Source organism: Streptomyces sp. Ru73, from assembly GCF_002920575.1.
Taxonomy (GTDB): Bacteria; Actinomycetota; Actinomycetes; order Streptomycetales; family Streptomycetaceae; genus Streptomyces.
On sequence record NZ_PQSQ01000050.1, the window covers coordinates 17,516 to 41,480 of the forward strand.

General features: G+C 71.2%; 25 protein-coding genes and 1 pseudogene. 15 read left to right on the plus strand and 11 right to left on the minus strand.

Annotation, left to right across the window (positions count from 1 at the left end; translation table 11 throughout):
- Nucleotides 1–91: 91 nt before the first annotated feature.
- From lxmK to C3486_RS21250, 3 genes are read left to right on the plus strand one after another with little or no spacing between them, the layout of a single operon-like run.
- Nucleotides 92–1,198, plus strand: a complete 1,107-nt coding sequence (lxmK, locus tag C3486_RS21240; RefSeq protein WP_103834331.1) for a class V lanthionine synthetase subunit LxmK — start codon at nucleotides 92–94, stop codon at nucleotides 1,196–1,198.
- 1 nt (nucleotide 1,199) lies between these two features.
- Nucleotides 1,200–2,168 (plus strand): T3SS effector HopA1 family protein, encoded by a 969-nt coding sequence (locus C3486_RS21245; protein ID WP_103834332.1) that lies wholly within the window; start codon nucleotides 1,200–1,202, stop codon nucleotides 2,166–2,168.
- A gap of 28 nt (nucleotides 2,169–2,196) precedes the next feature.
- On the plus strand, nucleotides 2,197–3,489 hold the full coding sequence (locus C3486_RS21250) for an NAD(P)/FAD-dependent oxidoreductase (RefSeq protein WP_103834333.1): 1,293 nt from the start codon (nucleotides 2,197–2,199) through the stop codon (nucleotides 3,487–3,489).
- 16 nt (nucleotides 3,490–3,505) lie between these two features.
- Here the strand turns inward: C3486_RS21250 and C3486_RS21255 are convergent, their stop codons facing one another.
- Both C3486_RS21255 and C3486_RS21260 read right to left on the minus strand, forming a co-directional pair.
- Nucleotides 3,506–3,988 carry a LuxR C-terminal-related transcriptional regulator gene (locus C3486_RS21255; RefSeq protein ID WP_103834334.1) on the minus strand — a complete coding sequence of 161 codons (483 nt, stop codon included), beginning with the start codon at nucleotides 3,986–3,988 and terminating at the stop codon, nucleotides 3,506–3,508.
- Complete coding sequence (locus C3486_RS21260) at nucleotides 3,954–4,508, minus strand: hypothetical protein (RefSeq protein ID WP_103834335.1); 555 nt, start codon at nucleotides 4,506–4,508, stop codon at nucleotides 3,954–3,956. The genes C3486_RS21255 and C3486_RS21260 overlap by 35 nt, the downstream gene beginning before the upstream one ends.
- A 323-nt stretch (nucleotides 4,509–4,831) precedes the next feature.
- Here C3486_RS21260 and C3486_RS21265 point away from each other — a divergent pair, with 323 nt between their 5' ends.
- From C3486_RS21265 to C3486_RS21275, 3 genes are all read left to right on the plus strand, one after another.
- Nucleotides 4,832–5,524 carry a helix-turn-helix transcriptional regulator gene (locus tag C3486_RS21265; protein WP_146075031.1) on the plus strand — a complete coding sequence of 231 codons (693 nt, stop codon included), beginning with the start codon at nucleotides 4,832–4,834 and terminating at the stop codon, nucleotides 5,522–5,524.
- 150 nt (nucleotides 5,525–5,674) lie between these two features.
- Nucleotides 5,675–6,178 carry an ImmA/IrrE family metallo-endopeptidase gene (locus tag C3486_RS21270; RefSeq protein ID WP_103834337.1) on the plus strand — a complete coding sequence of 168 codons (504 nt, stop codon included), beginning with the start codon at nucleotides 5,675–5,677 and terminating at the stop codon, nucleotides 6,176–6,178.
- Entirely contained in the window at nucleotides 6,171–7,397 is a 1,227-nt protein-coding gene (locus tag C3486_RS21275; RefSeq protein ID WP_103834338.1) for an MAB_1171c family putative transporter, read from the plus strand. Before C3486_RS21270 ends, C3486_RS21275 begins: the two co-directional genes overlap by 8 nt.
- Nucleotides 7,398–7,403: 6 nt before the next feature.
- On the opposite strand, the gene C3486_RS21280 is transcribed toward C3486_RS21275, so the two are convergent.
- From C3486_RS21280 to C3486_RS21290, 3 genes are all read right to left on the minus strand, one after another.
- The gene (locus C3486_RS21280) at nucleotides 7,404–8,681 is read right to left on the minus strand and encodes a cation:proton antiporter (protein ID WP_103834339.1); all 1,278 of its coding nucleotides are present in this window, start codon (nucleotides 8,679–8,681) and stop codon (nucleotides 7,404–7,406) included.
- A gap of 131 nt (nucleotides 8,682–8,812) precedes the next feature.
- A complete protein-coding gene (locus tag C3486_RS21285) occupies nucleotides 8,813–9,988 on the minus strand; it encodes an ABC transporter permease (protein ID WP_103834340.1) in 1,176 nt (391 codons plus the stop codon).
- On the minus strand, nucleotides 9,985–10,899 hold the full coding sequence (locus C3486_RS21290) for an ABC transporter ATP-binding protein (RefSeq protein ID WP_103834341.1): 915 nt from the start codon (nucleotides 10,897–10,899) through the stop codon (nucleotides 9,985–9,987). Before C3486_RS21290 ends, C3486_RS21285 begins: the two co-directional genes overlap by 4 nt.
- A gap of 239 nt (nucleotides 10,900–11,138) precedes the next feature.
- On the opposite strand from C3486_RS21290, the gene C3486_RS38115 reads away from it, so the two are divergent.
- Together C3486_RS38115 and C3486_RS38120 are read left to right on the plus strand one after the other, a co-directional pair.
- A complete protein-coding gene (locus tag C3486_RS38115; protein WP_258052909.1) occupies nucleotides 11,139–11,495 on the plus strand; it encodes a hypothetical protein in 357 nt (118 codons plus the stop codon).
- Nucleotides 11,492–11,791: a transcriptional regulator gene (locus C3486_RS38120; protein WP_258052910.1), complete on the plus strand. Its 300-nt coding sequence runs from the start codon at nucleotides 11,492–11,494 to the stop codon at nucleotides 11,789–11,791. Before C3486_RS38115 ends, C3486_RS38120 begins: the two co-directional genes overlap by 4 nt.
- A gap of 86 nt (nucleotides 11,792–11,877) precedes the next feature.
- Here C3486_RS38120 and C3486_RS37380 read toward each other — a convergent pair whose 3' ends face one another.
- Nucleotides 11,878–12,030 carry an LxmA leader domain family RiPP gene (locus C3486_RS37380; RefSeq protein ID WP_181138635.1) on the minus strand — a complete coding sequence of 51 codons (153 nt, stop codon included), beginning with the start codon at nucleotides 12,028–12,030 and terminating at the stop codon, nucleotides 11,878–11,880.
- 286 nt (nucleotides 12,031–12,316) lie between these two features.
- A complete protein-coding gene (locus C3486_RS37385) occupies nucleotides 12,317–12,481 on the minus strand; it encodes an LxmA leader domain family RiPP (RefSeq protein WP_181138636.1) in 165 nt (54 codons plus the stop codon).
- Between the two features lie 482 nt (nucleotides 12,482–12,963).
- Between C3486_RS37385 and C3486_RS21300 the strand changes: the two genes are divergently transcribed.
- Both C3486_RS21300 and C3486_RS21305 read left to right on the plus strand, forming a co-directional pair.
- Nucleotides 12,964–13,191: a hypothetical protein gene (locus tag C3486_RS21300; RefSeq protein WP_103834343.1), complete on the plus strand. Its 228-nt coding sequence runs from the start codon at nucleotides 12,964–12,966 to the stop codon at nucleotides 13,189–13,191.
- A 606-nt stretch (nucleotides 13,192–13,797) separates the two neighbouring features.
- On the plus strand, nucleotides 13,798–14,184 hold the full coding sequence (locus C3486_RS21305) for a transposase (RefSeq protein WP_103834344.1): 387 nt from the start codon (nucleotides 13,798–13,800) through the stop codon (nucleotides 14,182–14,184).
- Nucleotides 14,185–14,222: 38 nt separating this feature from the next.
- On the opposite strand, the gene C3486_RS21310 is transcribed toward C3486_RS21305, so the two are convergent.
- Both C3486_RS21310 and C3486_RS21315 read right to left on the minus strand, forming a co-directional pair.
- Nucleotides 14,223–15,278, minus strand: a complete 1,056-nt coding sequence (locus tag C3486_RS21310) for a biotin/lipoate A/B protein ligase family protein (protein WP_103834345.1) — start codon at nucleotides 15,276–15,278, stop codon at nucleotides 14,223–14,225.
- Between the two features lie 187 nt (nucleotides 15,279–15,465).
- On the minus strand, nucleotides 15,466–16,128 hold the full coding sequence (locus tag C3486_RS21315) for a TetR family transcriptional regulator (RefSeq protein WP_103834346.1): 663 nt from the start codon (nucleotides 16,126–16,128) through the stop codon (nucleotides 15,466–15,468).
- Nucleotides 16,129–16,248: 120 nt separating this feature from the next.
- On the opposite strand from C3486_RS21315, the gene C3486_RS21320 reads away from it, so the two are divergent.
- Complete coding sequence (locus C3486_RS21320; protein WP_258052911.1) at nucleotides 16,249–17,703, plus strand: MDR family MFS transporter; 1,455 nt, start codon at nucleotides 16,249–16,251, stop codon at nucleotides 17,701–17,703.
- 45 nt (nucleotides 17,704–17,748) lie between these two features.
- Entirely contained in the window at nucleotides 17,749–18,636 is an 888-nt protein-coding gene (gene mca, locus C3486_RS21325; protein WP_258052912.1) for a mycothiol conjugate amidase Mca, read from the plus strand.
- A gap of 71 nt (nucleotides 18,637–18,707) precedes the next feature.
- Here mca and C3486_RS21330 read toward each other — a convergent pair whose 3' ends face one another.
- On the minus strand, nucleotides 18,708–19,697 hold the full coding sequence (locus C3486_RS21330; protein WP_103834363.1) for a YafY family protein: 990 nt from the start codon (nucleotides 19,695–19,697) through the stop codon (nucleotides 18,708–18,710).
- 93 nt (nucleotides 19,698–19,790) lie between these two features.
- On the opposite strand from C3486_RS21330, the gene C3486_RS21335 reads away from it, so the two are divergent.
- Nucleotides 19,791–20,189 (plus strand): glyoxalase/bleomycin resistance/extradiol dioxygenase family protein, encoded by a 399-nt coding sequence (locus tag C3486_RS21335; protein ID WP_103834347.1) that lies wholly within the window; start codon nucleotides 19,791–19,793, stop codon nucleotides 20,187–20,189.
- A 106-nt stretch (nucleotides 20,190–20,295) separates the two neighbouring features.
- On the opposite strand, the pseudogene C3486_RS21340 reads toward C3486_RS21335, so the two are convergent.
- A pseudogene (locus tag C3486_RS21340) lies at nucleotides 20,296–21,065 on the minus strand (NAD-dependent deacetylase).
- Nucleotides 21,066–21,351: 286 nt separating this feature from the next.
- Here C3486_RS21340 and C3486_RS21345 point away from each other — a divergent pair.
- Both C3486_RS21345 and C3486_RS21350 read left to right on the plus strand, forming a co-directional pair.
- Complete coding sequence (locus C3486_RS21345; RefSeq protein ID WP_258052913.1) at nucleotides 21,352–22,953, plus strand: ABC transporter substrate-binding protein; 1,602 nt, start codon at nucleotides 21,352–21,354, stop codon at nucleotides 22,951–22,953.
- Nucleotides 22,954–22,981: 28 nt separating this feature from the next.
- Nucleotides 22,982–23,935 carry an ABC transporter permease gene (locus tag C3486_RS21350; RefSeq protein WP_103834348.1) on the plus strand — a complete coding sequence of 318 codons (954 nt, stop codon included), beginning with the start codon at nucleotides 22,982–22,984 and terminating at the stop codon, nucleotides 23,933–23,935.
- The last annotated feature ends 30 nt before the right edge of the window (nucleotides 23,936–23,965 follow it).

A 23,965-nucleotide genomic window follows, 5' to 3' on the forward strand; every position in this document is an offset into this window, starting at 1 on the left:
AATTCCCCGAGAACAGTCCTGGCGGCGCTTCAAGTTTCCTCGTTAGTTGAAGGTTGCCGTTCTCGGATGACGCTCTCTAGCGTCCCTCACCATGCAGACAAGTAGCCGTGCCCAGGACGGGGCACTCCGGTTCACACCGGTCGATCTGGATGGTGTCCCGCACGTCGATGCGCTGCTCATCAGCCTCGGGCTCGGTCCTTTCGACCGTACGACCGTCACCAGCGCCCAGGGGCGCAATGACAATTGGAGCGGCACCACCACCGGAGGAACCGAGGTATTCGTCAAGCAGATCACGAGCCCGGACCGCGCCGCCCGTATGCGGCACACCACGGCGTTCTGCGCCGCGGCCGAAGGCCGCCTGAACACCCCCCGGTTGCTCGGTTTCGACGAAGACCACGGACTGCTCGTTTTCGCCTGTCTTTCCGGTAGCCGCTCCGGCCGCGACCTGGTGGCGGACGACGCCTTCGACGAGGCGATGTGCGAGCGCGCGGCCGCTGCCCTGGCGGAGGTGCACGGCCTGCCCCCGGACGGCTTCGACACCGCACCGCACCCGCTGCCCCCGACCGGTTACCTGGAGGCGGTCGGGTACGAGTTCTACACCCAGGCGACCGCCGCGGAACTGGCGACCTGGCGGCTCCTGCACGGCGATGCCGAGCTGGCCCGGGCGCTGCGGGAACTGCGGGCGGCGGACACCGAGGACCTCCCTGCACGCTGTCCCATCCACGGCGATCTGCGGCTGGACCAGTTCCTGCTGGCCGACGGAGTGCTGCATCTGACGGACTTCGAGGAGTCCCGGCTCGGCGACCCGGCGCGTGACCTCGGTGCCTTCGCCGGTGAGTGGCTCCACCAGGCCGCCATGGCCATCCCGCGCACCCTCGCCGACGCGTCCCCGATGGGTCACACCGCGACCCACGAGGAGATCATCGCTACGGGGGTGGGCGAGATCGAGCAGCGTACGCCCCTGGCGCGCCGTTTCTTCAGCGCGTACCTGGACCGGGCGCCCGCGTTCATCCGCGAGGACAAGGGCTTGGCCACCCGCGCAGCGGCCTACGCCGGCTGGCACATGATGGACCGGATGCTCGCCACGGCGGGCTCCGCCACCCGCCTCACCCCGGTCACCCGGGCCGCGGCAGGAATCGGGCGCACGGTGCTGCTGTCGCCGGCCGAATTCACCTCGTCCCTCGGCCTGGAGGCATGACATGGCACACGGAAACCTCGGCCTGTCCGACCGGATCGCCGCACTGACGGACCTGGTCACCGTGTACGACGGGGGCCTGAAGGCGGAGACCGCCGGCGAGGTCCATGAAGCGGACAGCCCGCAGTCCCTGGCCCGCACGCTCGGCTCGGTGCTGTACGACACCCTGCATTCGGGGCGGGACGAGCCGCTCGGCATGAAGCCGCGATCGCTGCGTACCCCGGCCCTCGACGCGGCTCTCCACGCCGCCACCGGCCCCCGTACGACCACGGTTGTGGGCGCGTTCGTCGCCGACGGGGACGGACACACCGTGGTGCACCTGGACGGGGTGCGCGTACGGGTTCCGAGCGAGGCCGTGGCAGAGCGCACGGGCGACCAGGTCACGGTGGTGATGCCGTGCGCCCGGCCGGGGCTGTCCGCCGGCTTCTTCCTGGCCGATTCGACCGTTCCCCAGCCGGCGAGGCGGGGGCCGCTGCTGCGTGTGTACGCACACCTCGACACTCCGGAGGTGGCGCCCGGCGTCTGGGGCCGGCTGGTGGACTTCCTGGAGGAAGCCGGTGTCCCGTGGCGGGCGAAGATCGCCTCCGCGCCCGCCGTGTATCCCCGTAAGGACGCCCTGGTGGTCTACCTTCCCCGCCCGGCCTGGCAGGTGGCCCGCCCGTGTGCGGAGATGCTCCAGGACACCGGCCTGCTGGCCGACGGGACGTCCCCCTTCACCCGGCCCATCACCGCGTCGGTCAGCTGTGCCTTCGAGCCGGACGACCCGGGCACGACCCGTCGCGGTCTGAGTTTCGGCCAGCACCGCGCGCAGGTCTTCGCCGAGGCCCTCGTACGGCACGCCGCCTCGCTCACGGACGAGCACGAGGTGCTGGCCGACACCATCGCCACCGCCTTCATGGACGCCGGCATCGACCCGAGCGAACCCGCCCGGAACCTCTCCTCTCCTGTCGTGAACGTCCTGCGACCCTCCTGAACCCCGCAGCAAGGAAGGACTTCTCTGTATGTCTGAGACCCAGAACTACGATGTCGTCGTCGTCGGCGGCGGGCCGGCCGGCTCCACGGTCGGTGCCCTGCTCGCCAAGGCCGGCCACCGGGTACTGATCCTGGAGCGCGAGAGATTCCCCCGGTACCACATCGGTGAGTCGCTGGTCACGGGAATGACTCCGCTGATGGAGGAGCTCGGCCTGGTCGAGCAGCTGGACGCCCGCTACCGGCACAAGACCGGCATATCCCTCCGTTGGGGCAAGGACCCGCAGCCCTGGCGCAGTGACTTCTCCGCGGCCGGCACCGACTACGACCACGCCTGGCACGTCACCCGCAGCGACTTCGACGAGCTGATGCTCGACAACGCCCGCAAGCTGGGTGCCGAGGTCCGGGAAGAGGCTCATGTCACGGAGATCCTGCAGGACGAGAGCGGCACCGTGACCGGCGTGGTCTACACGCACGAGGGACGGACGCACCGGGTGTCCAGCCGTTACGTGGCGGACGCCTCGGGGCAGAGCCGCACCGTCTCGCGCAGGCTCACCGAGACCCAGTGGCAGGACGACCTGCGCAACGTTGCGATCTGGGGCTACTACGACACCTACACCCCGCTCGAGGACGAGGACGACATCCTCGTGGAAGCGATCGAGGGCGGGGGCTGGATGTGGGGCATCCCGCTGTCGAAGAGCAAGCTGTCCCTGGGCTACGTCCTCTCGGTCGAGAAGCTGACCGAGGCCACCCGGCAAGGGCTGAGCCACCAGGAGATCTTCGCCCAGGGCCTGGAATCCAGCATCATGGCCAGGACGATGGTCGATGCTGGCGTTTCCGTGCCGCTGAAGAGCGCGCGGGACTGGTCCCACCTGAGCGACAGGTTCTTCGGCCCCGGCTGGGTCGCGGTGGGCGACGCGGCGGCGTTCATCGACCCGCTGTTCTCCTCCGGCGTCTGGCTGGGCACCTCGGGTGCGTGGCTGGCGGCGCGCGCCCTCGACGCCGCGCTCAGCGACCCGTCCAACGAAGCCCCTGCGCTGGAGCGCTTCGAAGCCGTCTACCGTCAGCTGTTCTCCGACATCCTGTCGTACGTGCGCTTCTTCATGGAGCCCAACCGGCTGCGCGAGGAGTACATGGAGCGCGCACAGCAGATCGCCCGGGTGTACACCCGGTCGTCCCGGGTGGGCTTCATGGCGCTGGTCTCCGGCATCGGGGCGGTGGCGGACCTCGTCAACTTCGACCCCATGGGTGTGGAGGGCCTGCAGGAAATCATGGTGGAGCGGCAGAAGATCGCTGCGGAGAGGGCTGCAGCGGCCGCTGAGTGACAGTGACGGGGCCCGGCTAGAGCCAGCCGCGCTCGCGGGCCAGCAGCGCCGCCTGGATGCGGTTCGTGGCACCCAGGCGGCGCATCAGGTTCGCCACGTGCTTGCGGTAGGTGCGTACCGAGATGCCGAGTTCGCGAGCGCCGCTCTCGTCCTTGTCCACCGTGTACAGCGACTTCAGCACCTTGCGTTCGAGACGGCTGAGCGGCTCCGTCCCCTGGGACTCCGCGTCCTCGGCGGGCGGCAGCTCCTGCGCCGCGCTCCACATCCGTTCGAACAGCGCGACCAGGGCGGCCACCAGGCCCGACTCCCGTATGAGCACGGCTCCTTTGGCCGTCCTGGCGGGGTCGAGAGGGGTCAGGGCGGCGGACCGGTCGCAGATGATCAGGCGTTCCAGCGGGGCGTAGGAGATGCGGATCTGAGCCCCTCTGCCGATCAGCTCACGGGCGTAGTCCATCGTCGTGGGGTCATCGAGAGCGGCGGCACCGATCAGTGTCCGCATGCTGACCCCGCGTCTCGAGGATGCGTTCGTCCAGCGGCCGCGCGTGGGCGATGTTCTCCGGACTCATCACCCCGGTCGGGTTGGTGGTCAGACTCTCGGCCCAGGTGAAGAAGGTGAGCTCGTCGATGGCGGCCCGGACTGCCTCCATGCCTTCCAGGTGCTGGATCGCGTCACCGGCGTCCTCGGGTGCAGGGCGTCTGCCGCGCTCGGCGATGAGGGAGTCGACGATCCGCCGCGTGACCACCTGTCCCTCCAGGGCGTCGCGCAGCCGGCGCACTTCCGTCTCCACCAGCCCTTCGACCGCCTTGGCGGGGGGTACGGGACGGAGCGCGCCGCCTGCTCCCTCGCCCACCAGCCCCAGGGCGGCCAGCCGTGCGCAGGCGTCCTGCATCTGCCGCACGTCGAGGGAGTGGTTCCGGGCGAACTCGGCACGTCCCGCCTCGCCCGCGCGCAACAACAGCCGGTAGAGCTCCTCGTCGTCGGCACCCACTCCCAGGAACGCCAGCGTCGGCTCTCCCATGTTTCCCCCTTCACCGGTGCACGCCCGTGGTCAACGAGGGCGCCGTGTGGATCAAGCAGGTCCTGGTCGGGACTGCCCGAAAGCCGGAGGACCTGCCAGTACGTCGGCGGTTCCCGTCATCGGCTGAATCTTCACCGGACCTCCATGAAGTGTCAACTATGAGTGACAGTCGCACGGCATGGACGGGCGAAGCGGCTGACAGCACGACAATTCCACTGTGCGAAGGCATCAATGAGTGACAGACTCATGCCCTACTTCGGGGGCGTACCGCACGACCGACCGGCGCCGGGCGCGGGGTCGGCGGGGTGGGGAGGAGCGGGCCGGTGAGCGATGAACGCTGTGTGCCACCCGAGCGCGTGGCGTCGCGCCTGGATCTCCTGTTCGAGACGGTGTACCCGGCGGCCCTCGGGCGCCCGTGGACGAACCGGGAGGTCTCCGAGGCGTCCGGTGTCACCGTTGCCAGGATCGCCGGTCTGCGCCGGGGCCGGCCCGTCGACCCGGTCCACCGTGACCCACCGCAGCACGAGGTCACCGGCCGGCTCGCCGACCGGCTGAACCATCTGCTGGAGCGGCGCAGGGACGAACGGGGACAGCGGTACTCCATGCGCGCGGTCGCCAGGTCCTCCGGTATGTCCTCCACCTACCTCGACAGGCTCCTCGACGGCCGGAGCCAGCCGACCCTGTCGAAGCTGGCCCCGCTGGCCGCCTTCCTCCGCGTCGACATCGGCTTCTTCGCCGTGGACGACCTCGGCGCCCTCGCCCGCCACTTCGGCGTGCGGAGGGAAGCCCTCACCTATGAGGACGACGCGCCGGCCGTCACGGAACTCATGGACACCCTTGAGGCGCTGCGTGCGTACCGGCGGATCGCGCGCAGCCCGGTAGCCGTGCAGCTGGCCTTCCGCATGGCCGAGCTGCCCGCCGGGCAGGCGGCGGAGCTCGCCGCCGCGGTGGAGGACCTCCTGCACGACGTCGCGTCCGCACCGCCCGACGACCGGACTGCCCCGGCCGGAGACTGACCGGTTCATCGGCTCTTCCGGGCGTCCCTGCACGACCGTTGTCCGAAGTCTCGGTGCATGTTGGTGAAACTCGTTCGATTGTGATCACGTCGCCGTGTGATTACGTTGCAGAGTTGACCACATGCAAGCAGATCATTCACGGGGGCTGTGATGCGGTTCGGACGGGAGCGGCGTCGGGCACTACGGCGTATCCGCCGGCTGCGCCTGCCCGGCACGCCGACGCTCCAGGACGTCGTCGACGCCGTGGCCGCCACGCGGAGCAGGCCCATCTCCATCACGACCCGCCGGCTCCCCCTGCCCGTGTCCGGGATCTGCGCCCGGCTCGAGAAGCAGGACGTCATCGTCGTGGACGGCAGTGCCCCGCAACTCAGCCAAGTCCTGGCCGTCTGCCATGAACTGGCGCACCTGCTGTGCGGTCACACCCCGACGCAGGACAGCCTGCTCGACGACGCGACGGTGAGCACGCTCCTGCCCGGGGTGCGCCCGGACGTCGCCCGCGCCGTGCTGCTGGGGCGCACTCGCTATGGCGCTCCGCTGGAACGCGAGGCCGAATTCCTCGCGACCCGGCTCGTCACCCTGCTCGATCTGCGCCGGGAACACACCGGCACCACCCAGATCTCCGCCGCCCTGGCGCATCGGAGACAAGGTGGCTGACGCCGGTCCGTACCTCCGCGTGCTGTACGTGGTGCTGTTCCACAGTGCCGCCCTCACCTCAGCCGTGATCACTGCGGGCAAGTTGCTGGCGTTGCGCCACGATCGCTCCCCGGCGCTGGTGGTCATCGCGTCCGGATCGGTCCTCGCCACGGCCGCCTTCGTCACGACGCTGCTCCCCGTCCACCGGTGGATCGGCTCCCTGACCGGACTCACGGGACTCGACACCCTCGTCATTCAGCTGTGTGTCCACGGTTTCGCCGCGCACTCCCACATCCTCGCCGCCCTGTGGGGGCGCGAGAGCCTCCCGGACCGCCGGCTCGGCGCGAGCCCCCGGGCACTGGCCGTGCTGTACCTCGTCATCGCTGCCGTGCTGACCGCGCTGTACTTCTCGGCAGACCTGCCGGACTCACCCGCCGTGGCGTCCGGAGCCGGTCTCGCGCGTGATCCTGCCGCCCTCGCGTTCCTGCTCCTCTCGTGTGCCGCGGGCGCGTACGCGCTCCTGTCCACGGCCAGGGCATGCCGGCAGATCCATCGCGTCGTCGGTACCGGCCGTCCGCCGATGAGCCGGGCGCTCCGGGCGATCGGCTGGGGGTCCCTCCTCATCGTGGTGTCCCACCTCCTGCGGGTGCTTCCGCTGCTGACCGCGGCAGTCACCCACCGTCACCCGGACGTCCTGCGCCTGGTGGCGCCCCTCGCCGCGGGCGTCGGCTGTCATCTCGTGCAGTACGGCTATCTCGCGCCCGCGTGGTCGGCCTGGCGCCGTGAGCGTCGTGACTTCCGCCGACTGCGCTCTCTCTGGGACCTCACGGTGCGCAGCTGCGAGCCCCACCTGGCGCTCCATCCGCCCGGCCGCCTCACCGAGGGTCTCGCGCTGAACGTCCGGAGCTGGTACCTGCCCCGCCGTGTCATGGAGATCGCGGACGCGCTGCGTACTCTGCACCCCTGGATGTCCCCGGAGCCCGCGGAGCGAGTGCGCCTGGCCGCGAGCGGTCTCATGCCGTCGTCCGAGGTGGCGGCGGTGTGTGCGGCGGCGACGCTCGCCGACGCCGCGTCCCGCAAGCGCCGCGGCCTGCCGGCACATCCCCGGCACGGATCGTGCCCCGTGCCCGGTCTGCCTGCCGGTGACGAGCGGGCCTACCTGGTCAGGGTGGCGGCCGCGTTGGAGCATCCGCTGGTCACCGGCACAGCCACCGGGAGGGAGTCCACCGGGACGCGGTAGAGCTCTTCAGGACCCGTGACGCGCCGCCGCGCGCGGCGCTCCGCGAGCCGGGCCCACCGGTACCGACGTCCGGGCCCCGAGGCGCTCCGTACGGGCCAGGAGGGGACCGGTCATCGCCGTGGTGACGAGGGCCATCACCACCATGGCAAGCACCAGCGGTGGCGTCAGGATCCCGGACTGGAGCCCCGCCTGCAGCATGATGAGTTCGGTGAGCCCACGGGTGTTCATCAGGACGGAGACCTGCTGCGCGTCATGGTGCGACTGCCCTCCGAGACGGGCCCCGAGATAGCCGCCGACCGCCTTGCCGACGATGCCCAGCAGAACCGTCACCGTGAGCAGCCCCCACGGCGTCGCGGCGAGCGTCCCGCTGAAGACGGTGACGCCGGTGACCACGAAGAACGCCGGCACCACGGCGGCCCCCGCCCGCGTCACGCTCTCCACCGCCCGGTCCCACGGCGAGCACCGGCCCGCGGGGATCGACAGCCCGACCACCGCGGCTCCGAGGATCGCGGTCATCCCCACGTGCTCGACGGCGACGGCCACGGAGATCGCCGTACCGCCCAGGGCCACGGCCGCCGGCCGGGGTGCCCGTACGCACAGACGGCGCGCCCAGTCGGTGGCGAGCACGGCCCGGAGGGCCAGCCCGCACGCCCCTGCCACAGCGAGCGCCAGCAGGGAGTGCAGGAGCCCGTTCGCGCTGCTGGTGCTCAGGCAGATGGCGAGGGTCAGCAGCAGCCAGCCCACCGCGTCGATGACGATCGCCGACGAGAGGGTCAGCGCCCCCACTGCCGAGCCCTGCATCCTGCGGGCGTCCAGGATTCTGGCCATGACCGGCACCGCGCTGACGGACAGCGAAACGGCGACCATCAGGATGAACGCCGGGAGGGGCGCCGTGCCGCGTACGGCGGCCCCCTCCTGCGTGGTGACCCACAGCGCCAGCAGCGCCCCGCACAGCAGCGGAAGGGCCAGCGATCCCACCGTCACCCAGCCGACCGCCCGTCCGGGCAGACGTCTCGTCCCTCGGCGCATGTGGTGGGCGAGACCGACGAGGAAGAGGATGAGGCCGGCCTGCCCCACCAGCTTCAGATCGCCGAGCACGGCCTCCGGCAGGACCGCCGCGAAGGTCTCCTCGCCGAGTACCGCCAGGGCAACGGGGCCGGCGAGCAGCCCCATCGTGATCTCGCCGATGACCTCCGGCTGGCGCAGCCGGCGGGCTGCCTCGCGTCCGGCCTTCGCGGCCACCAGGACGACGGCGAGTACGGCCGCCACATGCAACAAGACCATCGTTCACAGCCCTTCTACGGCAGAGCGGGGACCTGCGGAAATGGAAGCCCGGGGGAAGCAGCAGGGACCGCCTCCCCCGGGCGCGCCGCCCTCGCCGGGGGAGAGGGGACACGAGGGGGCGGGTTCGTCGCCTAGGCGGCGAGCGCCTGACGCCAGCGGACGGTGGTTCCGGTGCGCAGGATCGAGGCGCGGTAGACCCGCGCGGCCAGCCACATGCAGCCGGCGGTCGCCAGCAGCATCAGGCCGCCGGCCAGCAGCTGCTGGGCCGGTGACACGGTTCCGAGGCCGGCCTGCAGCGGCATCAACATGCCGGAGAAGGGCGGGATGTACTGCACGACGCTCACCCAGGAAGCGGACAGGTCGCCGGCGGCCGCGGCGACGACGCCCACCGGGACGAGCGCGAGCACCATCACCGGCATGAGGACGGACTGGAGTTCCTCAGGCCGGGAGACCAGCGATCCCGCCGCCGCGAAGAGGCCGGCGAACAGGGCGAAGGACAGCAGGAACCACACCGGGAGGGACAGCATGGCCGCGGTGCCGGGCAGTGGGCCGGAGGAGCCGCCGCTGACGGCGCCCGCACCGATCACGGCTCCGGCCAGTACGGCGATCTGCAGGACGGCGGCCGTTCCGATGCCGGCCACCTTGCCGATCATCAGCCGCAGCGGGGTCAGCGTGGAGAGCAGGACCTCGACGATACGGGTGGATTTCTCCTCCACGACGCCCTGTGCGATGACCGAGCCCTGCCCGACGATCTGCATGAACAGGACGATCAGCAGACTGACGGTGGCCGCCACCTGTCCGGTGGGAGGGCTGTTGCCGATCCTGACGATCCCGGGGGCCGCTTCGGCGACGGCGGCGTCGAGACGCTGCCGGTCGACGTGCTGGCTCGCGAGGGCCCGGGACGTGGCCCAGGCCCGGCTCATGGCCATGGCGGCCTCCTGTGCCAGTGGGTCGGTGTTGCCGCGGACCAGGACCGATACGTGGCCGTCGGCGACCACGACCGCGGCTTCGATCTGCTCCCTTTCGGTCTGCTCCCGAGCCTGCTCGGGGCCCGAGCAGGGCCGCACCCGCACGTCCTTCGCCGTGGTTCCGAAGTCGGCCCGGGGCGCCCCGCACACCGCGATGTCGAAGGTCTTGTCGGCCCCCAGGGAGGAGAACCCGGCCATCAGCGCAACGACCAGGGCGACCATGACCGCCATACCCGCGAAGTATCCCTTGGTGGCGAGGCGCGCCCCGATCTCCCGCCGGTAGACGAGCAGGACGTCCTGCCAGGCCCTGGAACGGTACGTGCGCGAGTGTGAAGTCATCGGTGGGTACCGCCTTCCGGCGACTCGATGAGGTCGCAGAACATGTCGGTGAGCGTTGCCTGGTGCCAGGTCATGCGCCGGACGGTGCCGTGCCGCATGGCCGCCCGGAGCACGTCGTTCTCGGTGTGGGAGCCGGCCGGTTCCAGCAGCACCCCGTCGTGCAACCGCTCGTAGGAGGCGACGGCGTCCGAGTGCGCCGGCCAGTCCTCATCGGCCCCTTCGACCTCGAGGTGAAGGCGGGCCGGTGCTGCGGATCGCAGTTCGTCGAGGCTGCCGCACGCGGCGAGCCTGCCGTGGCGTACCACGGCGACGCGGTCGCACAGCCGCTCCACCAGCTCCAGTTGGTGGCTGGAGAAGAGCACCGGGGTGCCCTGCGCCGCCTTCTCCTTCAGCACGGCGCTCATGTCCTGCACGGCGAAGGGATCGAGCCCGGAGAACGGCTCGTCGAGGATGAGCACGTCGGGGTCGTGGACGAGAGCCGCCGCCAGCTGTACCCGCTGCCGGTTGCCCAGGCTCAGGGACTCGACGGTCTTGTTCCGGTACTCCGACAGGTGCAGGCGCTCGGTCCAGCGCATCATCGCGGCCTGCCCCTGGGACGCCGACAGACCGTGCAGCCGGCCGAGGTAGACGAGCTGCTTGCCCACCGTCATCTTCGGGTAGAGGCCACGCTCCTCCGGCATGTAGCCGAAGCGCGCGGTGTCATGGACGCCCACCGGAGTGCCGCCCCAGCGGACCTCGCCCTGATCGGCGGCGAGTACACCGACGGAGATGCGCATCGTGGTGGTCTTTCCCGCCCCGTTGCTGCCCACGAAGCCGAAGATCTCGCCGGGCGGGACGGTGAAGGAGAGCGCGTCGAGCGCCTGGCGTGCTCCGTATCGCTTCGAGAGGGAGTCGATCTCCAAGGATTTCAAGTCCGGTCTCGCTTCCTGGAGTTGAGGGGGGCGGCGGCAGGGCCGTGTCAGGGGGCCGCCGCAGTCGGCGGACTCTCGGGGACGTGGTGCGGAGCCGGGTCCGGCGGAGATGCGACGGACAAAACTTTCCGGAGAGCCACTACTTGAATATTAGGAAAGTGCGTGCCAGCATGGCAACCATGGACGCTGAAGAAGCACGACACGACCTTGAGCAGGCGCGCGAGTCCTACCGAGCCTCCGTGGAACCGAAGTTGCCGAGATGGGCACCGCCCACCTGCGGCTTCCTCGTGGGTGCTGCCATAGCGCTGGGCGGCGTCAGCCCCTCGCCCCTCTGGCTCAAGGCACTGACCATCGCCGCCGGCGTCGTCCTGGCCCTGGCGGCGGATCAGATCCTGACCCGCATCCGGGCCCGGCAGGGCGTCACCGGCCTGCGTGGTCCCGCCCGTCAGAAGCGCAGTCGCACGGTCAACGCCTGCGCCGTCATCCTGATCTGCGCACTGGCCGTGAGCCCCGACCTCCGTTGGATGTGGGCCGGACTGGGTCTGGTCGTGTTCCTCTACACCTGGATCAGGCTGCAGAAGCAGGTGCGCACGTGACGGCCGGGCTGGACGACGCGTTCAGGACCGTCACCCGTATCCGGATCGCGGCTTTCCTCTCCGGCTGTGACGAGGCGGAGTTCCGGGCCGTCCAGGAGTACTGCGATCTCACGCCCTCGAACCTCTCCAAGAACATCTCCGCCCTGGAGGACCTGGGCTATGTCGCGATCCGCAAGGGGTACGTCGGTAAGACACCTCGCACCTGGCTCGCGCTCACCGAGGCCGGCCGAAGTGCCCTGGCCGGTCACATGGCCGCACTGCAGGAGATCGCCGACAGCGCTGCCCGCCACGCCTGAGCGGCGGGGCGGGCGGGTGCAACTGCTACCCCAACGGGGTGCCGTCCCCGGCGGAGACGGCACTCCGTTGAGAGGGAGTCACCTGATCAGCACTTGATGTCGTAGGTCGTGGCCGAGGCCACGAACGACGCGATGCTGACGGAGATCTCGACCGAACCGGGCGCCTCGCCCAGCGCGTCGGAGCTGTACTCGTCGGCGTCGGTGTACGCGGCGTAGCCGGCGATGAGCTTCTCGTTCATGCGGGAATCCTTTTCATGAGGAGTTCCGAAGAATTCGGAACGCAGTGGAAGAACCGTGTGATGCGCTTCCCCTGAGGGCCGCGCCGATGTGCGAACCTCAATAAACGACGGGAGTAACCGGGTTGCTGCCCCGGATATTGCGCCTGCTGGCGGAGAGCCGGGCCTCGGCACGGAGGCCCGAGCTGTCCGGGGGGACGCAAGGCGCGCTGAATCCCCTCACACGTCGCCACCCTTCGCAGGGCACACGCTCGTGCATGAGCATCGCACCTCTCATCGATGTGCCTGGTCAGCAGCCCTTGTCGAAGGTGGCCGCGACGCTGGCGCCGAGCGAAGCGGCGGACAGGACCCAGCTGGCCGACTCGGCGGAGCCCGGGGCGTCGCCGAGGGTGGTCGCGCCGTACTCGTCGGCGTTGGTGTAGGCGGTGTAGCCGGCGATGAGCTTCTCGTTCATGGGAATCTCCTTTGTTGTGCGCCTCTGCGGGACGCGTGTTCCGCAACCTCACCGGTCGGTGTTGTTGTGAGAGGAGTTCAGCACCAGCCGGACAGGTGCGTCGATGTGCCGAGCACCGAGCCATTGAATCCCAAGGCCGCTGACCGGCCTGTTCGGAGCGAAAAGGCAAGCGGATCCGAAAGTTGACCCCGGGGACCCGCTCTCCAGGTCTGCGGCGAACCGGATCGGATGCGGTGGGCCCGGCGCATGCGCGTACCCAAGCGACGGATCGCCCCGGCAAGTGCGGCAGCGGCCGACAGCACCCCATGTCGCGGACCGAGCACTCCGTTCCTCCGGAAACCACTGATCAGCGGTGCAACATGTGGCACCGCACGGTGCAGGAGTATGCGCAGTGGGGACCTCGAGCGGAGCTCGCTCCGTTGGCAGAGTTGTCCCCGCAAGGCGAGAGCCGCCGAGCGATTCGTACCTCAGGGGGAGACACCATGCACCGCACCGTCCGTGGGAAGTCAGCCGTCCGCCGGCAGGGATCGGTTCTCCGCACCGGGCTCTGTTCGCTGCTGGGCGCGGCCTTCCTCGCCCTGTGCGCCGTCGGTACGGCCCACGCCGACGAGCCGACGCCGCCCCCCGCTCCGCCCGTCGTGACCTCCCTGCCGAGCGAGGTGGTCGGGCTGGTCGGGGAGCTGGTCCCCGACTTCCACGACTGGGGGTGAGCCGTACGGCTTCGACGGCCGGGCCAGGAGTGTGCCGGGGCTTCGCCGGACAGCGGGCGAAGGGCCCCGGCCGGCCATGACCGGTCCCGGAAGCGGGAGGTCCGGCACAGGCGTACGGAGCGCGGACGCCGTGAGCAGGGCCACCCCGCGCACATGCCCTTCCGACACTTGCCCACCCGCCCTGTGACAGAGGACCTGCCCGTGCCCACTCAACACCGCGTGCGGATCGTGGCCGACGTGCCGAACGACACTCCGTCGGAGCTTGCCGCAGTCCGGCTGGTCGCCCTCCTGCCCGCCCGGTGGACCTGCACCCAACTGGAGTGCACACCCACTACCGCAACGCTGCTCCTCACCCCGCCCGGGGAAGCGTCATGGGCGGAAGCCGCCCGCGCCGTGGACGAGGCACTCGCCCGGTCCACCGTGCGTGGCTGGGCTCGTGCTCCGAGCTGACCGGCCCGCTGAGCAGCGCTTCGGCCGCTCACGGAGTTCGGCGTGCCGCACTTCTGCCGGACGGCCGTGAGGTCAGCAGTCCTTTCACCCGCCGTCCGCGGGTCACCACGAAAGCGAACGCACAAAGGGAGAACGTCCGTGCCCCGTCCCCCAGCCATGCCCGCTGACCAGAAGGCAGCGATCGTGCTGTCCATTCTGGCGGGTGAGGTCACCGCCGCCGAAGCCGCCCGGTCCGCGGGAGTCACCGGGCAGGCCATCAGCAATTGGAAGCGCCGCTTCATCGAGGCGGGCTGCGGCGGACTCGAAGCGACCTCGGACCAGCAAGCCAACCGGGAAGTCGAACTCCGCAAAGAAATCGCCCAGTTGAAGAGCGCTCTGGGTGATTCCTATTTGCAGCTGCAGGCCATCCGCCGGACCATGCGCACACGGGCGGGCGCCGGCGGACCCGCCCGTGTTTCCGCCGACACCCGAGCCAAGGAAGGGGCGCGCACTCGCGTGCCGGCCCGGCTCAACGGCGGGGCGCCGGTGCCGCGCAGTGCGTGAGCCGGCCGCCCGCATCGCGCGTCGTGCGGGTGCCGTCGCTACGGCACCCGGGCCGTCCACTGCGGGTCGCTGAACTTGGTGGTGGCCAGTTCGCGGGCGCGGGTGAACTCCTCGTCCGTCACCGTGTCGTCCGTGCCGCCGTACCGGGCGCGGAAGGAGCCGATCATGCGGGAGATGATCTCGGAGCGGGGGAGCCCCGTCTGCCGCCGCAGCGGGTCCACGCGCTTCTTGGCGCTGGTGGTGCCCTTGTCGGAGAGCTTCTCCTTGCCGATGCGCAGTACCTGGACCATCTTGTCCGCGTCGATGTCGTAGGACATGGTCACGTGGTGCAGGACGGCCCCGGAGCCGGCGACGATCCGCTTCTGGGCGGCGCCGGCGATCTTCCCGGCGTCCGTGGCGATGTCGTTCAGCGGCTTGTACCAGGCGTTGATGCCCACGTCGCCGAGCGCCCCGAGCACCCAGTCGTCGAGGTACGCGTAGCTCTCCGCGAAGGTCAGCCCGTGGACCAGGGACTCGGGGACGCAGAGCGAGTAGGTGATGGTGTTGCCGGGCTCGACGAACATGGCGCCGCCGCCGCTGATCCGGCGGACGACCGTGATGCCGTGCTGCTGGGCGCCTGCGGGGTCCACTTCGTTGCGCAGCGACTGGAAGCTGCCGATGATCACGGCGGGGCGGTCCCACTCCCAGACGCGCAGCGTCGGCGGGCGCCGGCCCTCGGCGACCTCGGTGGTCAGCACCTCGTCCAGCGCCATGTGCAGCGCGGGCTCCTGCGGCGGCTCGTGGATGATCCGCCAGTCGTAGTCCGTCCAGTCGGTGGCCTGCGCGACGGCCCGGCGGACCGCGATGCCGACCGCCTCGGCGGTGAACCCGATCAGCGCGACCCCGGTGGGCAGCGCCGCCTCGATACGGTCGGCCAGCCCCCGCGCCCCGGTGTCGGCGGGCGCGCCCTCCAGCGCCGCGTTGATGTCGAGCAGCGCCTCGTCCGGCTCCAGGAAGAAGTCCCCGGCGACGCGCACGTCCCGCAGCACGCCCCCCACGACGTCCAGGTCGACGACGACCAGCTTCCCCCCGGGCACCTTGTACTCGCCGTGCACTCCGTTGACCCCTGTCCCGTCGACTCGTGTGGACCGTCGTCGGCTCGCCGCGCCGGATCCGCCGTACCAAACCTGTAGCAACGCTATCCGAAGCGGGAATATGCCCTTTCAGGGCATATCTCGTGTGCGGGAGGGGTCGGGAAGCCAGGGCCGCGAGAGTCCGGGGGCCGGTGGCCGTGGCGGGGGTTCAGGGCTCGCGGACCGCGTAGTCGCCGAGGGAGGACTCCAGCAGGGCGAAGGCCTCTTGGGCGGCTTGTTCGGCCCGGCGGTCGGCCTCGGGCTGGGGGGCGTCCGCGCGCATCAGGGTGCGTACGAGGCGGAACAGCACGCGGTGGGCGGCGGCCAGCTGGGCCGCCGCGAGGCGCGGCGCGAGGTCGTCGGGGGCGGCGCCGGTCTCCTCGGCGAGGGCCGCGGCGAGGCGTTCCTCGCGCTGCTCCTCGATCTCGCGTTCGCGGGCCCGCAGGCGCGCGCTGGCGTGCACCATGCGGGCGAAGCCGGGGGAGGAGTGGCCGGTGAGGACGGGGTGGGCGCCGCCGAGCGCGTCGACGTACGCCCGGTGCAGTGCGTGGTGGGCCGACTCGCCCGGCCGCCGTTCGCGCACCACCCGCGCGAGGCTGTCGGCGACCAGTTCGTGCGCGTCGAAGACCAGGTCTTCCTTGAGCGGGAAGTAGTTGGTGACGGTCATCTTCGAGACGCCGGCGGCCTCCGCGATCTCGCTGATGGTCACCTCGTCGAAGCCGCGCTCGATGAAGAGCAGCGTCGCGACGTGCGACAGCCGGTCGCGCGTCTCCTGCTTCTTCCGCTCCCTGAGGCCGGTACCGGCGGCCGGCCGTGCTTCGCGCTGCTGCATGCGCCTCATGGTACGCCCCGCTTATGCGCGACCGATATTTATGGTTGACATAAATTTTGGTCCATCATAAGTTCGCTCGCGACCGTCCCCGCCGACCCCGCGTCCCGCCCTGGAGGTTCCTTGAAGCGTTTGGTTGCCGGCCGTACCGGCACTCGGCCCGTCGGCGCGAGCGCACCCGGCGACGCCGCCGACCGCCTCGACCCCGGGCTGCTGCGGATCGGCTGGGTGCTGATCCTCGGCGCCGTACTGGCCCAGCTCGACACCACGATCGTGAACGTCGGCGTCGGCTCCATGGCCGAAGGGCTGACCGCCTCGCTCACCGCCATCCAGTGGGTGAGCACCGGCTACCTGCTGGCCGTCGCTCTGGTGGCTCCGCTCTCCGGCTGGCTGATCCAGCGCGTCGGCGCCAAGCGGATGTGGCTCGCCTCCGTCGCCGTCTTCGTCGCCGCCTCAGCGCTCGCGGGGCTCGCTTGGTCCCCCGGAGCCCTCATCGGCTTTCGGATCGTGCAGGGGCTCGGCGGCGGGCTGATGCAGCCCATCGGCCAGGCCATCGTCGCCCGCATCGCGGGGCCCCGGCGGATCGGCAGGCTGGTCGGCATCATCACCATGCCGGTCTCCCTCGCGCCGATCCTGGGCCCGGTGGTCGGCGGCCTCATCGTGCACGGCGCCGGCTGGCGCTGGCTGTTCTACGTCAACATCCCCATCGGGCTGCTCGCGCTGGTCCTCGCCGCCCGCATCGTCCCCGGCGACCACGGCGAACGGCAGACCGGGCTGCGGCCCGACGGGCTGGGCCTGGCCCTGCTGCCGCCCGGCCTCGCCGCCCTCGTCTACGCCCTCGCCCAGGTGGGCGGCGGCGGCCTCGACCCCCTGCAGGCCGCGCTGCTGATCGGCGGGTTCCTGCTGCTGGCCGGGTACGGGGTGCACGCGCTGCGCACCGACCGGGCGCCGCTGATCGACCTCCGGCTGTTCGCCGGGCGCGGCTTCACCCTCGCGAGCGTCAACACCTTCCTGCTCGGGGCCGCGCTCTACAGCTCGATGCTGCTGCTGCCGCTCTACTTCGTCGAGGTACGCGGCATGAGCGCCTTCGAGGCCGCCCTGATGCTGGCCCCGCAGGCCCTCGGCACGGCCGTCGTCACCCCGCTCGCCGGCAAGGTCACCGACGCGTACGGGCCGCGGGCCGTGGTGCTCGCGGGCATCCTGCTGACCCTCGCCGGGACCGTGCCGTTCGTCCTGGACGCCGCCGCCGGCACCCTCGGACTCGTCGTCGCGCTGTTCGTCAGGGGCGTGGGGCTCGGCGCGATCACCCCGCCCAACGTCGCCGCCACCTACACCTCCGTACAGCGCAGCCAGGTGCCCGCCGCCACCAGCGCCCGCACCGTGCTCAACCGCATCGGCGGCTCGCTCGGCACGGCCGTGCTCGCCGTCCTCCTGCAGAACGCCCTGTCCGGCGCGGGCGACGGCCCTGCGGGCGTGCGCGACGCCTACACGCACACCTTCTGGTGGGCCCTCGCCTTCAGCGCCCTCACCCTCGTCCCGGCCGCGCTGTACCCGAAGCACGCGCCCGGCAAGGGCTGACGCACCGCTCGTCCTCCCCGTACCTCAACCCCCCTGGAGAAGTACATGACCGCCACCGTCCGCCCGTCCCGCTCCGGCCTGCGCCTGATGACCGTCCACGCCCACCCCGACGACGAGTCCAGCAAAGGCGCGGCGACCCTCGTCAAGTACGCCCGCGAAGGCGCCGAGGTCCTGGTGTGCACCATGACCGGCGGCGAGCGCGGCGACGTCCTCAACCCCCGCCTCGACACCCCCGAGGTCCGTGCCGAACTCCCCGAGCGCCGCCGGAAGGAGATGGCACGCGCCCGCGAAATCCTCGGCGTCGACCAGGAGTTCCTCGGCTTCGTCGACTCCGGGATGCCGCCGGAGGACGGGGAGCTGCCCGATGGCTGCTTCGCCCGCCAGCCGCTGGAGACCGCGGCCCGCCCCCTGGTAGCGGCCGTGCGCGCCTTCCGCCCGCACGTCGTGGTCACGTACGACGAGAACGGCGGCTATCCGCACCCCGACCACATCAAGACCCACCAGGTCACCGTCGAAGCCTTCGAGGCCGCTGCCGACCCCGGCCGCTACCCCGGTACCGGCGACCCGTGGCAGCCGCTGAAGCTCTACTACACCTGCGCCTTCAACAAGGAGTACTTCGAGGCCATCGACGCCGCCATGACCGGCGCCGGCCTCGACTCCCCGGCCCGCGGCCTCCTCGACGACTGGCCGGACTCCTGGCCCACCTGGGAGACGACCACCCGTGTCGCCTGCGCCGAGTACTTCCCTGTCCGCCGTGCGGCCCTGCTCGCGCACGAGACCCAGGTCGACCCCGACGGCCCGGAACTCTCCTGCCCGATGGACCTGGAGGCCGCCGCCTGGCCCACCGAGGACTACCACCTGGCCGCCTCGCACGTACGCACCGAACTGCCCGAGGACGACCTGTTCCATGGCGTGTCCCCGGAGCCTCGCTGACCTGCCCGCCGGGGTCCCGGCCGGCGGTCCGGCAGCCGGCCGTGCCCGCTCAGGACATCGGTTCCTCGGGGTCAGGCGCGGAGGGCGGAGGCCGCGAGGCGGTCGGCGAGCGCGGTGACGAGGTCGCGGAGTGCAGCGGGGCGCTCGATGACGAACGGCCGGTCGAGCGAGGCGAGTACGGGAGGCAGCCAGTCGAGCCGCTCCGCCCGCAGCTCGACGCGCAGCCAGCGCTCGGCCGCCGGGTCCTGGCCCGCCGCCGGCTCGTGCTCCGCCACGCTCGCGACACTGGCGGGCAGGCGGGCGCGGACCTGCTCGACCGTCCCGTGGATCCGCAGGGTCACCTCGTGCCGGTACGGGGCCGTGGCGAGCGCCGACACCACGCGCTGTGCCGGGCCGGGGCCCGCGGGCACTTCGAAGGAGCCGGGCAGGGTCCGCGCGTCCGTGATGCGGTCGAGCCGGAAGGTCCGGTCCTCGCCGAGCCGGGCGTCCTGGCCCGTGACGTACCACCGGCCCTCATGCGCGACGATCCCGTACGCGTGCAGCGTGCGCTCGCTGCGCCGCCCCTCGCGGTCGGTGTAGCGGACCGAGACCGGCCGGCGGTGGCGCACCGCGTCGGCGAGGGTGAGCAGGACCCCGGCGTCCGGGGTGTCGAACTCTCCGGGCCGTTCCGTGAAGGCGAGGGATTCCAGGAGCGTGTCGAGCCGGCGGGCGAGGTGCCGGGGCAGCACCCGCCGGATCTTCGCCGCTGCCGTCTCGCTCGCCGTGTGCTGCGTCGTGGTCAGCCCCGCTCGGCGGCCGGCGATCAGGCCGAGGAGTACGGCCAGCGCCTCGTCGTCGCTGAGCATGAGCGGCGGCAGGCGGTACCCGGGCGCGAGCCGGTAGCCGCCGTAGCGGCCGCGCACCGATTCCACGGGCACGTCCAGGTCGATCAGCTGGTCCACGTACCGCCGCACGGTGCGCCCCTCGACGCCGAGCCGGTCGGCCAGTTCGGCCACCGTCCGGGTGCCGCCCGACTGCAGCAGCTCCAAGAGTGTCAGCACGCGGGCAGTGGGTCGGGGCACGAGCACAACCTAGCGCGAATACCGGACCGAATCTGTCCACTATCTCTCCTAGCCTGCGCGGTGCACGCCTTCAGCACAGCCAAGGAGATCCCCATGGAGTTCGTCTCGATCCGCATCATCACCGGCGACGTGGCACGCCTCGTCGAGTTCTACGAGCGCGCCACAGGGGTGCGGGCGACGTGGGCCACCGAAGAGTTCGCGGAGCTCAGGACCGGTGGTGCCACCCTCGCGATCGCCGGCACCCGCACGGTCCCGCTGTTCGCCCCGGGCTCCGCCCGCCCGGCGGACAACCACAGCGTGATCACCGAGTTCCTCGTCGACGACGTGGACCGCGTCCACCAGAACCTGACCGGCTTCGTCACCGACTTCGTCAACGAGCCCACCACGATGCCCTGGGGCAACCGGTCGCTGCTGGTCCGTGACCCCGACGGCAACCTCGTCAACTTCTTCACCCCCGTCACCCCGGCGGCCATCGCGAAGTTCGCCCGCTGACGCCAGCACAGTCGGACCGGGCACGGGCGGACCACGCACCGCCGGACCACGCAACACGGGCGGGCCACGCACCGCCGGCCCCGGCACGGGCCGCCCCGGCTCGCCGCTAGCGGTCCCCGCCCGGTGCAAACCCGGCCAGCAGCCGGGGAAGCGCCTCGCCGATCGGCTCGCGGATGATTTCGTCGGCGAGGGTGTCGTACGGGGTCGGTTCGGCGTTGACGATGATCAGGCGGGCGCCGTGCTCGGCGGCCAGGCCCGCGAGGGAGGCGGCGGGCTGGACCGACAGGCTGGTGCCCACCGCGACGAAGACGTCGCAGTTCTTGGCCACCGTGATCGCCGCGCCGAGCACCTGCGGGTCCAGGCTCTCGCCGAACATCACGGTCGCCGACTTCATGATCCCGCGCAGTCCAGGCACTTGGGGTCCGGCTCGCCCGCGGTCACCCTGGCCAGCGCGTCCGTCATCGGCGTGCGCGCGTCGCACTGGGTGCACAGCGCGGTGCGGGCGCTGCCGTGCAGCTCCAGGACCTTGCGGTCGGGCATCCCGGCGAGCTGGTGCAGCCCGTCGACGTTCTGGGTGATGACGCGGACCGGGACGCCGGAGCGCGCCAGGCGGGTGACCGCCTCGTGCGCGGCGTTCGGCCGGGCGCGCAGCGCGGGGCCGTCGCGCCGCATCAGCCAGGACCGCCGCCGGATCTCCGGGTCGGTCATGTAGTACTCGTACGTGACGAGCTTCTCGGCCTCGGGGTCGCGGCGCCACACCCCGTTCGGGCCGCGGTAGTCGGGGATGCCGGAGTCGGTGGAGATCCCGGCGCCGCTCAGGACGGCGACCAGGGGGCGCGGGGCCGCGCCGGCGGGGGAGTCGTCCGTGCTGCTCATCCGGCCAGGGTACGCAGGAGGCCGGGGGTGGTGACGGGGGACTTGGCCGGGTTGTCGGGTCCGGTTATTTAGCTGTAACCAGAAACTAGCCCAAGATCCGGGACAACCTCTTGCCGGTCATCTGTATGCGAAATACGGTCTGCTGCATTCGCTCTTCGTGATCGTTCGTGACCGCGGTTGCCCTGCGGTCCGGCCGTTCGCGTTCGCACCACCCATGCAAGTTGACCGATAGCCACGCAAGTTGATCGTTCGCCGTCTGCACCACTCATGCGGGAGGTAGGACCACGTGCGCCGAACAGCGGCTCTTCTGGGGGTGGCGGGCCTGCTGGCCGGGACCGTGGGGTGCGGGTCGCTGACCTCGGCCGCCACCGAGGTGGGCGGGGTCCGGATGACCGACCCGCGCCCCGTACGGGACGGCGGCACCCTCACCGTCGCCCTCAAGTCCGACCCGGACAAGCTCGATCCGAGCCTCGCCCAGACCCTCGTCGGGCGCACCGTCTTCGCGGCCATGTGCGAGAAGCTGTACGACACCGACCGCACCGGCACGGTGGTGCCGCAGCTGGCGGCGGCCCTCCCGAAGACCTCCGACGGCGGCCGGACCGTGACCATCAAGGTGCGCCACGGCCTGACCTTCAGCGACGGCACCCGGCTCGACGCCGCCGCCGTCGCCCGCTCCCTGGAGCGCCACCGCACCCTCGCCGGCTCGGCACGCGCCACCGAACTGGGCCCGGTGGTCAAGGCCGAGGCGGCCGGCCCGTACACCGTCCGCATCCGCCTCAAGGAGCCGTACGTCCCGCTCACCGGCGTCCTCGCGGACCGCGCCGGCATGGTCATGTCCCCGAAGGCGCTGGCGAAGTACGGCAAGAACTTCACCAACCACCCGTCCTGCGTCGGCCCGTTCAGGTACGTCGAACGCGTCGCGGGCGACCGGATCGTGCTCGCGAAGGACCCGCACTACTACGACGCGGACCAGGTCCACCTGGACCGGGTCGTCTACAAGACGATCACCGACGGCAACGTACGGCTGGCCAACCTCCGCTCCGGCGACGTCCAGGTCGGCGACCAGATGGGCCCGGTGGAGGTGCAGAGCTCGCTCACCGAGAAGCAGCTCCAGCTCTTCACCTCGCCCTCGCTCGGCTACCAGGGCCTCGGCTTCAACACCGGCAACGTGCACGGCACCGGCCGGAAGCCCGGCAAGCTGAACACGGTCATCGCCCGCGAGCCGCGCGTCCGCGAGGCGTTCGCGCTCGCCCTGGACCGCAAGCTCATCAACAAGGTCGTCTTCCAGGGCATGTACGAGCCCGCCTGCGGCCCCGTCTCGCCGGAGTCGGCCATCGCCCCGGGGAAGGCCGGCTGCCCGGCGCGCGACCTGCCGCGCGCCAAGAAGCTGCTGAAGGAAGCCGGCGTCCACCTCCCGGTCAAGATCGAGCTGAAGGTCTCCACCTCGCCCGAGGACAGCCGCCTCGGCCAGGTGATCCAGGCGATGGCCCGCGAGGCCGGCTTCGACGTGCGGCTGCGGCCCATGGAGTACGCGACGCTCCTGGAGGAGACCGACGCCGGGCACTACGACGCGTACGTCAGCGGCTGGTCGGGCCGGCTCGACCCGGACGGCAACATCGCCTCCTTCGTCGGCACGGCGGGCGCCATGAACACCTACGGCATCTCCGACCCGGACATCGACCGGCTGATCGCCGAGGGCCGCACCACTCAGGATCCGGCCGCACGCGCCCGCGTCTACGGGCGGCTCACCGACCGCATCCGCGACCAGCACGCCCTGATCTACCTCTACCGGCAGAAGAACTACGTGGTGGCGCGGAAGGACGTGGCGGGCGTGCGCGTCTACGGCGACGGCCTGGTCCGCGTCAAGGATGCGGGGTACGCCCGATGAACCACTCCCCGGCCGCGGGAGGCGCCCGATGAGCCGCTACCTCCTCACCCGGCTGCGCCAGTCCCTGATCACCCTCTTCCTCGTCAGCGTCGTCGTCTTCGCGGGCATCCGCGCGCTGCCCGGCGACCCGGCCCTCGCGCTCGCCGGCGAGGAACGCAGCCCGCAGGCGCTCGCCGCGATCCGCGAGGCGTACGGCCTGAACGACAACATCGTGGTCCAGTACGGGCGGTTCGCCGGCCACGCCCTCACCGGCGACCTCGGCACCTCGGCTCGCACCGGCCTGCCCGTACTCGACTCGATCCGCAACGCCCTCCCCGTCACCCTCGAACTGGCCGCGCTCTCCCTCCTGCTGGCCGTCGTCCTCGGCATCGGGGCCGGCGTGCTCGCGGCCGTCCGGCGCGGCAAGGCCACGGAATGGCTGGCCAACGCGATCGCCCTGCTGGGGCTCTCCGTCCCCACCTTCTGGCTCGGCATCGTCCTCGTGCTGGCCTTCGCCATCGCGGTACCGGTCTTCGCGGCGTCCGGGTACGTGCCCTTCGGCACCGACCCGGTGGACAACCTGCGGCGCATGGTCCTGCCCGCCGTCGTCCTCGGCTCCGGGCTCGCCGCCGTGGTGATGCGGCAGACCCGCGGCGCGATGCTCGACAACCTCTCCGCCGACTACGTGCGCACCGCGCGCGCCAAGGGCCTCTCGCGGCGCCAGGTCGTCGGCGGGCACGCGCTGCGCAACAGCCTGGTGACGGTGGTGACCGTCCTCGGCCTCCAGCTCGGCCACCTGATCTCCGGCGCCGTCGTCACCGAGCAGATCTTCGTCCTGCCCGGCTTCGGCAAGCTCACCATCGACGCCGTCTTCACCCGCGACTACACGATGCTCCAGGGCGTGGTGCTGTGCACCTCCGCCGCCTACATCCTCGTCAACCTCGCGGTCGATGTGCTCTATTCGGTCATCGACCCGCGGATCCGGCTCGGAGGCGCCCGATGACCACCCCGGACATCCCGGCCGCGCCCGCGG